The organism is Dyadobacter sp. BHUBP1 (assembly GCF_050587785.1).
Classification (GTDB): Bacteria; Bacteroidota; Bacteroidia; order Cytophagales; family Spirosomataceae; genus Dyadobacter.
In genome coordinates this window covers 212,469-225,297 of the sequence record NZ_JBOBIH010000002.1, presented here as the reverse complement: position 1 = coordinate 225,297, position 12,829 = coordinate 212,469, and the positions used below count along the sequence as shown (strand labels likewise).

Annotated in this window: 6 protein-coding genes; 1 reads left to right on the top strand and 5 read right to left on the bottom strand. The window is 49.1% G+C overall.

What is annotated here, in order from left to right:
• Positions 1 to 2 precede the first annotated feature (2 nt).
• The 5 genes from ACQ4MZ_RS07685 to argB form a co-directional block, all read right to left on the bottom strand.
• Positions 3 to 3,359, bottom strand: coding sequence for a SusC/RagA family TonB-linked outer membrane protein (locus tag ACQ4MZ_RS07685; RefSeq protein ID WP_430844055.1), 3,357 nt, complete (start codon positions 3,357 to 3,359; stop codon positions 3 to 5).
• Between the two features lie 199 nt (positions 3,360 to 3,558).
• Positions 3,559 to 4,896 carry a vanadium-dependent haloperoxidase gene (locus tag ACQ4MZ_RS07680; protein ID WP_430844053.1) on the bottom strand — a complete coding sequence of 446 codons (1,338 nt, stop codon included), beginning with the start codon at positions 4,894 to 4,896 and terminating at the stop codon, positions 3,559 to 3,561.
• Positions 4,884 to 8,213, bottom strand: a complete 3,330-nt coding sequence (locus ACQ4MZ_RS07675; protein ID WP_430844051.1) for a VCBS repeat-containing protein — start codon at positions 8,211 to 8,213, stop codon at positions 4,884 to 4,886. Before ACQ4MZ_RS07675 ends, ACQ4MZ_RS07680 begins: the two co-directional genes overlap by 13 nt.
• Before the next feature lie 27 nt (positions 8,214 to 8,240).
• On the bottom strand, positions 8,241 to 9,572 hold the full coding sequence (locus ACQ4MZ_RS07670; RefSeq protein ID WP_430844049.1) for a cytochrome c: 1,332 nt from the start codon (positions 9,570 to 9,572) through the stop codon (positions 8,241 to 8,243).
• A gap of 100 nt (positions 9,573 to 9,672) precedes the next feature.
• A complete protein-coding gene (gene argB, locus ACQ4MZ_RS07665) occupies positions 9,673 to 10,461 on the bottom strand; it encodes an acetylglutamate kinase (protein WP_430844047.1) in 789 nt (262 codons plus the stop codon).
• A gap of 195 nt (positions 10,462 to 10,656) precedes the next feature.
• Between argB and ACQ4MZ_RS07660 the strand changes: the two genes are divergently transcribed.
• A complete protein-coding gene (locus ACQ4MZ_RS07660; RefSeq protein ID WP_430844045.1) occupies positions 10,657 to 12,789 on the top strand; it encodes a protein-disulfide reductase DsbD family protein in 2,133 nt (710 codons plus the stop codon).
• The last annotated feature ends 40 nt before the right edge of the window (positions 12,790 to 12,829 follow it).

Below are 12,829 nucleotides of genomic sequence, written 5' to 3'. Positions count from 1 at the left end.
TATTAAAAGCCGACGTTTACAGAAAAACCAAGGTTTCTGGTGAATGGCGCACCACCATATTCAGCAAATTCTCCTGCATTATTGCTCTTTAATCCTTCCGGATTGACTCCATCCTTAGCAGTCATATAGAGGTAAGCCAGATTGCGGCCGACCAATCCTACTCTTAAAGACTGAATCTTAAATTTATTGATCAGACTGGAAGGAACATTGTATCCAACTGATACTTCACGAAGAGACACCCAGGAGTTCTCGAATACTGAATATTCACGGATACCTGAACCCCACTGCGTCAGGTTCTCATAGTATGCGTAAGCTGGAATCGGCTTCAGGTAACCTTTTGAAACAGCTTCTGAATAAGCCATTCCTCCCAGGTCGATTTCCTTGCCATCGACACTAACCTTGTAACCATCTGCCAAAACGCCTTCCGGAATAATACCATCGTCGCGTGTTTTGCCTGATGCATCGGTAAAGGTTACACCGCCCAATGCAGCATTTCTTCCTGGCAAACTATTTTTCAAACTTCCGTTAGAAGAACCATACTGGTGAGTAGCAGATGCCATGAGCCCGCCAATTTTGGCATCAACCTGAACATTGAGATTGAAATTGCCGTATTGTACGCTGTTGGTGTTGCTCAGGAGAAACTTCTCAAGCATTGTACCCAAGTCACGTGACCCCTGGCCGTATGCCCCGCTCCGCAAATAGGTAGGATAGCCATCCGTTGCGTTACTCGAAGCACCAATTACCTTTTGTCCATTGGATGGATGGGCAATGTTATTTCCGCTGGCATCTTTCGCCTGATACAGCGCATATGCATACGCCGAAGTAATCGTTCCGTAATCTCCGCCTACGCGTGCGATAGATCTTACGTCGTTTCCGAATGCCAGACTCAACTCATAGCTATCAACTCCCGGTACAAGTTCAAGTATTTTGTTTCTGTTGCGGGAAAAGTTGAATGTTGTATTCCAGGTAACTTTTTCCGTTTTTACCGGAGTGGCAGTCAACAAAATCTCGATACCCCGGTTTCTGATTTTACCGGCATTAATGATACGTCCCGTTAATCCCGACTCTTGAGGAACACCCACAGTGAGGATTTCGTTGGTTGTGATTTTGTTATAGAAAGTAAAATCAATTCCTAAACGGTTATTGAAGAAACGGATGTCGGTACCCAATTCCAGTTCACGTGCCAAACGGTTTTTAAGGTTTGCGTTAGGCAAAGTTCTGTCTCTGAAGCCATATGATGCCAGCGGAGTTCCGTCAGGAAGCGTATAGTTGTCTCCTGGGTTGTAAATACCGGTGCGGTTGGTGCTCCATGCATCCGTATCTCCACCAGTATATCCGAAGCTGGCGCGAAGTTTACCAAATGTCAGCCATGACGGAACATCTTTGATAGATTCGGTCGCGATCCAGGAAAGGCCCACAGAAGGATAATCATACGACCAGTCGCCGGTTCCGTTTTTGTATGTCAGGGTAGAAGTCCAGTCGCGACGGTAGCTGGCATTAAGAGTCAGCATGCCTTTATAGGTCAGGTCACCATAAGCATACACAGCATCTGTTCTCTTCGAAGGAACAAGCGCGGCACTTGCAGTAGCAACATTAATAGAGTTGGAAAGCGAATATACTTCCGGAATTCTCAACCCGCCGCTGGTACCATTTTTAAATTCTCTGCCTCCGTTGATTTTGTTGGTCTCGGCCCCTACACTGAAATTCAATTCAAAATCTGAACCAAATGATTTAGCAGCGGAAAGCAAACCTTGCACACGATACTGGTTGTTATTGGTAGCATAAGTACTGTACTCATCGTTGCCGGAGAAACGCGCGCCGTCTCCACGCTTCTTATATTCCCCTGTATAAATCTCGTTTTGAAGATTGCTTCGAAGCAAACCAGTCAACCAGGGAGTGATTTGGGCTGTCAAGTCAATATTTCCCCGGAATATCTTCTCATTCCGCGTTCTCTTGCGTTCGTTAATCTCCCACATAAAGTCTGTAACGCTGTATGGGTCGTTTGCGCCTCTTCTACGTCCTCCAACTGTCGGATCGGTGTAATTATGCATCCAATAGTCGATGTCCAGGTTCCTTGGACGATAATATACAAACTTGAAAATAGGGTTGTAACTACTTCCCTGGTTGGTCGGATTCAGAAGGTTATTGCTGGTATAATCCGCAGACACATCAAGGCTGAATATTTTCCCGATCTTCTGGGTGCCCCTTACATTGAAGTTGTTTCTCTTCATTTCCGTACCCGACGGCATCACCGAAGTATTGTACAGATTTGAATAAGACACCCGGAAACTAGACCGGTCATTTCCGCCATCCACAGCAACGTTATGGTTTATGTACTTACCCGTGTTGAAAAACTTGATGGGATCGTTTGCCTTCCACTGTACCATTCTGCCGTCGATATCCCGTACTTGCTGCCCTTTGAACTCTGGTCCGTAAGAATAAAACCAGTTATTAGCATCTACCTGATCTACACCGTCCGTTCCTTTTGAAAAAGTAGGGTCCAAGCCAGCGCCGAACTGATTTTGCAGGTCGATGATCTTATAAGCTTTTTCAAATGACGATGAATGGTTGTACGAAACACCCAATCCCTTGGTTTCTCTTCCTTTTTTGGTTTGAATAAGCACAACACCATTCAAAGCTTCCGAACCGTAAAGTGAGCTGGCGGCTGAGCCTTTCAGAACACTCATGGATTCGATGTTGTCAGGGTTAATGTTTTTCATAATGTTACCAAAATCCTGCGCACCACCCCATGAATCGGCCCCGGTAGTTCCCGGACGGATCAAAACACCATCAATTACAAACAATGGTTGGGTGTTAGGGCTTAACGAGGCATTTCCCCGGATACGGATCCTGGAAGATGACATCGGTCCACTAGCACCCTGGTTGATCATCACACCGGCAATCTTGCCTTGCAAAGCATTCACCAGGTTGGCATTATTGGTGCGGGACAAAGAAGTTCCTTCCACTGTCTGGGCAGAATAAGATAGTCTCCTTGCATCCTTGGCCATACCGAAGCCGGTAATAACTACTTCATTAAGCGTTTTACTGTCGTCCTCGAGGTTGACAGTCAACTGGGTGGCATTGCCCACCGGTACTTCTTTAGTGATAAATCCAATTGATGAAAATACCAGCACAGCTGAACTGGAAGGCACAGCCACGCTGAACTTTCCGTTGGCATCTGTTACGCCGCCTGCGCTGCTTCCCTTGATGAGGTAGGAAACGCCGGGCAAAGGATTTTGATCCTTGTCAAGCACCGTCCCGTTGACGGTCTTTCTGTCTTGGGCCATACTCCAGGTACTTCCGGTGAGGAGGAGGAGCAATATTACCAGACGTGTTAAAGTAGTACACTTTTGTCTCATGGTAAATTTGGTAAATTGAAATTTTAGGTGGTTTAAGTTTAAAAGGATTACATACTCTGATCCGAAGACCGGCAACCAGCCGAAGCCAATTCCCATTTTGCACATCAAAAGCATTGTAATGTCAAAAATAAATATTTTTGTTAATAAAAATATAACATTTATTAAAAAATATTAATAATTAACATACAATAGTGATAGACTATTTGCTTATTGTATCTTTTAGCCGTATTTTCTGAATAACCTGTAATCCAACCCCTCTACCTTGCTTTTGTCCGTTCGCAATGGCCGAGCGGTAATGAATTCCTCCATAAAGCCTGCTGATCGCCGCTTCCTCAGCCGCCGCCGCGAAAGATGCGAAATGCCGCACTGGCAACCCGTAAGGTGTCTCGGTGTCATCGTCAAATGCGAAGCCTCTTCCCAGCTCCGCTTCCAGCACTTCGGCAGCGGCTGTTGATATCACGCTGTGCCCGCTGGTATACTCCGGAAATGGCGGTGTTTGAAGCAAGGGGCGCCACTTTTCATCCACATAGGCATTAATCACCGTTTCGGGCCTGATGAACTGGCTGCGGTACTTTTCGTCCCAGCAACTGATAAAGCCGTCGAACAATGCGATAGAAGTAAGCAGGTACACGGCCGAGGATTCAATCCAGCTTTTCCCGACGCTTTCGGTGGCTTGCCCGGCAATTGAAATCCAGTGGCCTCCTGGCGAAAGTTTCTTCGTTGCGAAGTTCAAATGCCCCTGTGTATTAAGATAGAACGGATTACAATCCCAGAAACTGGCAATCAGGATTTCTTCCCTGCTCAGACCGCGTGTTTTGTCATAAACCTCTTTCAATTCCTGCATAAACACGCTCGAGGGTTCGGTACTGAACGCCGGAGGCGGAACGGGCTTGAATTGCCCTGCCGAATCGAGCGCAACGGGGCGGATCTGGCTCCAATAAGGCTCCACGGCGTCGATATAGCCGGGCGGCGTAGGCGTCCATTTTCCTCTTTCCTTGCTATATGTGTACCTGCGTTTTTTCCTCGTGGCTGCATAATTATCGCGCGCCGACCATGCCAGAATGCTATCGCTCACCATTTCTCCCAGGCGCAGGGAATTTTGATAAACGATCTCGTCACGCTCGCCACAGTTTGCCAGAATGCTCTCAATGCTGTCTTTCAACATCGGTTCTGAAAACACAAGCCGCCCGCCAGTCCTGAAAAAGGCATACAACGCAGCCAGTTTATAATTAATATCCCCCGATGCAGCCCAGCCTTTATCGCGCGGAGCTTCTATTTTGGGGAAACCGTTAGCCTGCCCGTAAAGGCTTTTATAACCTTCATGGCCCAGTACCAGCGTTTCATAAGCCGCCGCATTGGCATAAAGATAAATGCGGCTCGCCACCGGCGGCGAAAATATGTCGTGCACGATCACCCGCGTAAGATTCTGCTCTGCGCGGTGCAGCAGGGCCGTACCCGGTTGTGCATACACACCCGTAAGCATGCATAATGCATACACGAAGCATTGGAGAGCCCTATTTCGTATCACTTTTTCCATTCGAGCAAGACGGGCTGGTCGTTATTAACGGTAAACAATATACGCTTATTATTTAACAAAACCGAACTCCGGATGTCGCCGCCTGCCCACAAGCCGGTTTCCGAAGGCTGAAGAACCTCAAATTGAAAAGGCGCTGTCTGCTTCAACACGACCCCAACCGACGCATCGCAAGGCCCGAGCTGAACCCGGTAAGGTAAAAAATTACCTGCCAGGACCAGATCCGTTTTACCATCGCTGTTTAAATCCTGCGCAATAATGCTGCTCGTTCTTGAAAACTGAACGGTTTCAGGAAGCGCATGCCGTTTGAACCCGAAGTTTCCCAGGTTCTCCAACACAATGCTGCTCAGTTCCTTGCAATACACTTTCTTGCTCTTTTCGACGGCATCTTTGCCGAAAACGTCTTCAATGGTAGCATCGGCATAACCAGCGTAGTTCGTGTATTTCCTTTTCAAAGCAGTCATCTGGTCGAGCATCTCGTCGCGGGAGAACATGGGGTAGCTCTTTTCGCCGATATAGTAGGTACAAACCGGGTCTATCACGCCGTTCTTGTCGAAATCGTCGTAGTAGATCGTTACCGGGCGTTCGGGTGTAGGTTTGTATTGGTTATTTACACCTGCATTACCGAGAATGAAATCGACGTCGCCGTCACCGTCAAGGTCTGCGGCTTCGACGGCAGCCCACATCCCATCGGAGTTTTTCAGCTCTTCAACTGTCTGGTTTTCAAACGTATCACCCGTATTTTTAAAAGTCATTACAGCCATCCAGTCACCTGCTAGCAGCAGATCCGGCTTTTTATCCGCATTTAGATCTGTGAAAACAGCTGCTGTAACCATACCAGGGCTTAGTAGCGCAGGCACACCAGCGGTAATATCCGTAAATTTCACATTAATTCCCTGAGAATCATTCCTTAACAAATAGCTCCTCGCGGGTGTGGGAAATGAGCCAGGCACTGCGCGGCCTCCTACGAAAAGATCTAGATCTCCGTCACCATCCACATCCGCCGCCGCAACGCATTGTTTAGGGTTACGCATGGACGGAAGCGCAAGTACTTCCTCCCTGAAAACGCCCTTTCCGTCATTCAAATACAGGTGATCCCGGTATTCAGGGGCATTTTCGTCGAACTCGTTCCCCCCGCTTACCACATACAAATCGAGATCGCTATCGCGGTCAGCATCGAAAAACAATGCATTGACTTCTTCACAAATTACGTTCTGACGCCATGGCTGGGCGCTAGCGCCTTCGAATGTACCATCCTGCTTTTGAATATAAAGCACGCTGAATTGATGCGAGGCGCCCCCCAGAAACACGTCATCGAGACCGTCACCGTTCACGTCACCCTTTGCCAGTGCCGGGCCCAGCCGCGAAAGCTGGTAAGGCAATAAAACCTCCACTTTGAAATCCACAAAATCATTCTCCTGGTGCACAAAATCGATTCCCGATGTTTGTGCAGCCACTTTGTGAAACCAGGGAGCAGAAGCAGGCGCATTGGGCTTTGGGTCAATACTTTCGGTTTCATTCAACGTCAGCAACCCGGCCGCCTGAGTGCCCAGGAAAGTAGTTTTTCCAGAGGGCCATTCTATTTTCACTGAATCGGCACTTCCTGCATTACCCAGGCCAAAATGCAGGTCGGTAGTGACCGTCGACTGGTACCCCCGCACCGGATAGAGCTCGGCATATTGCATGATCCCCCCTGCGTACACGCGCGCCTTCGCGCCGAACGCCCTGGAGTTGGCATTCCGGCCGAGGAGGCGGAGTGTCAGGCCCTTCCTATTCGTTTGATTCTGATAAATTGAAACCGGGTCGTTAATATGCGAAATGATCATGTCCAAATCGCCATCACCATCAAAATCCGCATATGCAGCCGCATTGGAAACCGCCAGCTCATTCATGCCCCATTTTTCAGAAACATCCTCAAAACCAAAGCTTCCAGGTTTGCCGGTGTTCCGGAATAAGTAGTTCCTGAGCTTGTTGGACGGCATTTTTTGCACCAGATTATAGGTTTTGAAATTCAGGTTGCCTTTGGCAGCTTCCTTCATTTGTTCGTCGGCCACGGTGTATTTCAGGAAATCCATATTGGTAAAATCCCGCAAGTAGCCGTTGGTAATGAGCAAATCCTTCCAGCCATCATTGTCGAGATCGGCCATCAGGCCTGCCCAACTCCAGTCAGTATTGCTTACGCCTGCCAGCTGCCCTATTTCGCTGAAACGCACATTACCTGCCTCATCGGCTCCACGGTTGAGATGCAGCATATTGCGCATATTTTGATGATAATATCCGCTGTCGAGCAGCAAATGGTATTGATCGTATACGTCCGGACCTTTGAGCAACTTCTGGCGATGATTGTCCTCGGGCAGCATATCGAGCGTCAGTACATCGGGACGGCCGTCGTTATTGAAATCGGCCACGTCTGCGCCCATCGAAAATCTGGAAACGTGCGTAAACGACTTGCGCAACGACTCGGTAAACGTACCATTCCGGTTGTTGACATAATAGCAATCCACCTCCGTGTAATCGCTCGTCGTGTACAAGTCCGGCCAACTGTCCTGGTTGATATCCGCCACCACCACGCTTAGTCCGAAGTTCAGGGCATTGTTGATAATGCCCGCTTTTTGCGTCACATCCTGAAATTTCAACTTTCCTTTTCCGCCGACATTCTCGAAAAGCCGGTTGCCGAAATAAGGGTTCGGTGTTGCCCGCATTTCCCTGGTATTCAGGAACGGATTGACAGTGTGATTGGAGTGATTGAGCAGGAACATATCCAGGTCCCCGTCTTTGTCATAGTCAAAAAACGCAGCTTGCGTCGACTGCGACCCGATCGCATTCAAACCCGCCTCCACCGCTACTTCCTTAAAAACCGGCACACCACCTTTCAGTCCCTGGTTAATGAACAGCTCATTGTTCTTATCCGCCAGCTTCCGATAAAACCCGGAGTGGCAAACGTAGATATCCGCCAGGCCATCGCCATTTACGTCCGCGACGCTCACGCCTGTTGCCCATTTACCATTACCTTCCAGCTTCGCTTTGCGGGTGACGTCTTCAAATGCAATGCCTTCCTCCCGGGAACGATTGAGGAACAGCTTATTAGGAACCGTATTGCCGGAAATGAACAAATCGGGTTTGCCGTCGCCATTGAAGTCGCCCACACCGATCCCGTTTCCGTTGTAGAGATACTCATACCGGAAAATGTGCAGCGAATCGTTCTCCTCGATCCGGTTTATGAAATTCACCCCGGTTTCTTTCGGGGACAATTTCTTGAAAACAGGTTGGGAGAAAACGGAAAATGGCAGCAAAAACAACAGATAATAGAGTTTACCCATGCAATACCGTTTATAAACCAGTAAGAATCAATTCCACTTGAAAACAAGCTCCTCGTCGCCAGGTTGCCTGTCGACATACATCAGGATGAGCGTCATCATCTCCTGATCGCTCCGCATATTGCCCGTTGACATCACCAACTGCGGCGGGTTGTGCGGATTTGCGGGGTTACTTGCCGTATTATCGTAAGTAGCCTCCATCGTCACCACGGCCCCTTTTGGCAGCAATACCGGCTTTTTGTACTTGTAAATCTCCTGCCAGCGGAAATCCCACGCAGGCACATGCACAAGGCCGACGGTATCGCCCGTAGCCAGCGTCGCATAAGCCTTGAATTCCTTACCCAGATAGTGCATGTGAGGCCAGGCGTACAGCAGTGAAATGTCGGGCTGGTTGTTCGCAATACGCAGTTTGAAGCTGCTCACCTCATTAGCGAAGATCATCAGCGGCGGTGTAATATCCTTTTCACCAATACCTCCAGACCCAAGACTGATCACCTTTACCTTACGCTTAATAGGAGTCTTTTTGAAGAAAACATTCAAGCCGTCGATGCTCTGCGCATCCACCGAGCTGGGCCCGAAATGCACCGTGAGCAGCACTACGCCCCGCTTGGGCATTATCCAGCCCATATCTTCGGGGTAGGCTTCCACCGTCGTGCCGGGGATCCAGCCGCCATAGTAGGTCATTTCTTTTTTGTATTTGACCCATTCGTAATACTTGTCACCTTCCGGACCGCTCAGATCTACAAAATCGACCGTGTTATACAGGTCGACCGACGCATCGGGCACGGGATGGATTGCGAAATTGGCGTGGTGGATGAGCTTTTTGTTGTTGGAAGTAAACTCGATTGCCTCCACATTCGCCTCCTGCGCCATTTCAAATGGGATCTTGAACATCACAAAGCGCTCCTTCGTATCGCCTTTCAGCGTGAATGCGTCTTTCATGCTGAGTTTGAGATCCGGCTTGCGTTTATAAGCCGTTCCGGCATCGAGGCGCGCCTGCAGCTCCTGCTCGGCTTTTACATTAGCCTTGCCTTTGGGTGTACCGGCATCGATCCACCCGACGATCGTTTTAATATCTTTTTCGCTCAGCGAGCGGTCGTTTGCGAAGGAATTATAATGGTTATCGGCCTTCCAGGGGGGCATATACCGCGAACTGACTACCTGTTTGATAAACTTGGAGCGTTTGGTAACGTCCTCGAACGTCACCAGCGGAAACGGAGCTGCCTCGCCCGCGCGGTGGCACGGAACACAGTTAGCGTGAATAATCGGTTGTACATCCTTATAAAACTCGGGAGCCTGGCCTGCACACCAATCACACAACAACAGCAAAAAAACCAGAACAAGGCCTTTTCGAAACAGCATGGTAATGAGTGGGTTTAACTCATGCAATTTAAGAACTTTAAATTAAATTTTAAGAAAATTTAATAATTAGGCTATAAAATTGACCAGAATTAATATGTAACTAATCAGATACAATCGCCGTCCCCGCCCCACCGGAAACCGCATTCGCCAGCTCATCCGCATGGCAAATCGTCACCTGCTTCACACCTGCCTTCAATGCCGCAAATGCATTATCGAGCTTCGGAATCATACCTTTATTAATCGCACCGGTTGCCTTATACTCTTCATAAGTAGCCGGGATAAGTTTGCTGATCACCGCATCATCGTCGTCGGGGTCGGAAAGCACGCCCTTTTTCTCGAAACAATAAATCAGATTAACTTCAAATGCTTCCGACATCGCTACGGCTGTCGCGGAGGCCATGGTGTCGGCATTTGTATTGAGCAAGAGGCCTTCGGCGCTGTATGTCAATGGCGCGATGATCGGTGTGAGGCTGCTAGCCAGGATTGCGCTGATCTGTGCTCCATTCACGGCTTCAATATCGCCCACAAATCCGTAATCGATCGTTTTGACAGGTCGCTTGACCGAACGTATGATCCCCCCGTCGGCGCCGGTGAGACCGATGGCATTGCAGCCGGCAGCTTGCAGTTGTACCACCAGGTTTTTATTCACCAATCCTCCGTAGACCATCGTTACCACATCCAGCATCGGCTGGTCGGTAATGCGGCGACCGTCGACCATCTGCGTTTCGATCTGCAACTTGGCCGCTACCTGTGTCGCCACCTTCCCCCCGCCGTGGACGAGGATTTTGGGTGCGTTGAGTTGCGCAAAAGCTTTCAGGAAACGGGTACATGCTTCGGGATTATCGATCACATTACCGCCGATCTTGACTACGTATAAGGTCTGGGACATGTTAATAACTGTTAACTTATCTGGATTTGAGCCGACAAAGGTAGCAGAAACGCGAATCGCTGAAAAGGGAATTTCAATTGATGAATTTTTTTGTGAAAATTACGTTGGTTAAGAAAGCTCTATCAAAATTGTAGATTGATCGCCGGGTGTCCGCTGACAGTATCCCGGGCAAAGCCATTACCCCAAAACATCGACATGAAACGCGGTATAATACTCATTCTCACCATTTGCCTTTTAGCAGCCGGCTTCGCGCAGGCGCAAGTCCAGAAGGCTAAAGCACACTGGACCTATTCATTTTCCAAACCGGAAGTTAAAAAAGGTGAGACTGTCGACCTGGTTTTTACCGCAACCATCGACAAGGACTGGTATATGTACTCCTCTGACTTCGACCCCGACCTGGGCCCGATGCTGACTACTTTTACCTTTGAAAAGAACAATACTTTTGAAGTGGTCGGCAAACTGAAACCACAGAATCCGAAGACCAAATTCGAAGAAGTATGGCAGGGTAATGTGCGTTATTTCGAAGGAAAGGGTGTTTTCAAACAAACAGTCAAAATCCTTGCGGACAATCCGGTTATCAAGGGAACTTCCGAATACCAGACTTGCAGCCATGTGAGCGGGCTCTGCATTCCGGGAGGAGAAGATTTCGAGTTTAAAGGATTGAAAGTCGCCGCCGCTGCCAACACAACTGAGCAGCCCACTGTTGGAGCCACTACACCGGCAGACAAACCGGCCCTAACACCTACTACTGCGCCGGCTGCTTCCGCCAACTCGAATGATACATCGATAGCCGTTTCGGCCGGAGACATTCCTGCCACAGGTGATAGCTCGGCCGTTGCAGCGACCCAAAAATCTGCGTCCGGTACTACGGGTGCCGAAGCTTCGGCGGCCGAGGCTCCTGCCGGCGGCTCCTTACTCGGCTTTGCGTTGGCCGCATTCCTTTCAGGCTTATTAGCGTTGCTTACCCCATGCGTTTTCCCGATCATCCCGATGACCGTGAGCTTTTTCACGAACCAGGAAAAGGGCAAGTTCAAGGCATTTGTATATGGTATATCTATTATTCTGATCTATACATTAATTGGTACCGTCGTTTCGCGGCTGAATGGCCCGGCGTTTGCCAACTTCCTCAGCACGCACTGGCTTCCTAACCTGCTGTTTTTCGCGATATTCATTACGTTCGGTCTGTCGTTCCTGGGCCTTTTCGAGATCGTGCTGCCGAGTGGTTTTGTGAATAAAATGGACCAGAAAGCCGATCAGGGCGGCTATGCCGGCGTTTTCTTTATGGCATTCACATTAGTGCTCGTGTCCTTTTCCTGCACCGGCCCGATCGTCGGTAGCTTGCTGGTAGCGTCGGCGGGCGGCGAAGTGGTGAAGCCTATTGTGGGCATGGCGGCATTCTCAGCTGCATTTGCGATCCCATTCACCTCTTTTGCATTGTTTCCGCAATGGCTGAAATCCCTGCCCAAATCAGGCGGTTGGCTGAATACCGTGAAAGTGGTGCTCGGTTTCCTTGAACTGGCATTGGCTTTGAAGTTTTTCAGCATTGCCGACCAGGTCTATCACTGGCATTTGCTCGACCGCGAAGTATACCTCGCATTCTGGATTGTCATTTTCGCATTGCTGGGCTTCTACCTGCTCGGTAAGATCCGCACGCCGCACGATTCGCCTATTGAAAAAGTGAGCGTTCCGCGCCTGCTGCTAGCGATTGTGACCTTCACATTTGTTGTGTACATGATCCCAGGCATGTGGGGCGCTCCATTGAAGGCGTTGGCTGGCTATCTGCCTCCGCAATCGACACTGGACTTTGACCTGAATAAAAGAAGCGTTGCGGCTGCCACGCCATCAGCCTTTTCCGGAGAAGCGCGTAAGTACTCCGACCTTTTCCATTTACCCCACGAGCTCGAAGGCTTCTTCGATTACCAGGAAGCATTAGCTTATGCCAAAAAAGTCAATAAACCTGTTTTCATCGATTTCACAGGTCACGGCTGCGTCAACTGCCGTGAAATGGAGGCCCGCGTGTGGGTAGATCCCGCCGTTCTGCAACGCCTCCGCGAAGATTACGTGATCGTCGCATTGTACGTCGATGATAAAACGGAACTTCCCGAGTCGCAATGGTATACTTCCAAATATGATAACAAGGTGAAGAAAACCATCGGCGCCCAGAATGCTGACCTGCAAATTGTCAAGTATAACAATAATGCACAGCCGCATTACTGCCTCGTGGATCATGAAGGCAACTTGCTTGTAACTCCTAAAAATTACGATTTGGATCCGGTGAAGTTTGCTTCGTTTCTGGATAGCGGGAAGGCCGCGTTTGCGAAGAAGTGATCGTCATACCATGACCCATACCCCCTAACCAACCAAAACT

What these genes read in the sequence shown, in the direction of transcription:
- ACQ4MZ_RS07685 (WP_430844055.1), bottom strand. Translation starts at nt 3,359, where the DNA reads ATGAGACAAAAGTGTACTACTTTAACACGTCTGGTAATATTGCTCCTC.
- ACQ4MZ_RS07675 (WP_430844051.1), bottom strand. Translation starts at nt 8,213, where the DNA reads ATGGGTAAACTCTATTATCTGTTGTTTTTGCTGCCATTTTCCGTTTTC.
- ACQ4MZ_RS07680 (WP_430844053.1), bottom strand. Translation starts at nt 4,896, where the DNA reads ATGGAAAAAGTGATACGAAATAGGGCTCTCCAATGCTTCGTGTATGCA.
- ACQ4MZ_RS07660 (WP_430844045.1), top strand. Translation starts at nt 10,657, where the DNA reads ATGAAACGCGGTATAATACTCATTCTCACCATTTGCCTTTTAGCAGCC.
- ACQ4MZ_RS07670 (WP_430844049.1), bottom strand. Translation starts at nt 9,572, where the DNA reads ATGCTGTTTCGAAAAGGCCTTGTTCTGGTTTTTTTGCTGTTGTTGTGT.
- argB (WP_430844047.1), bottom strand. Translation starts at nt 10,461, where the DNA reads ATGTCCCAGACCTTATACGTAGTCAAGATCGGCGGTAATGTGATCGAT.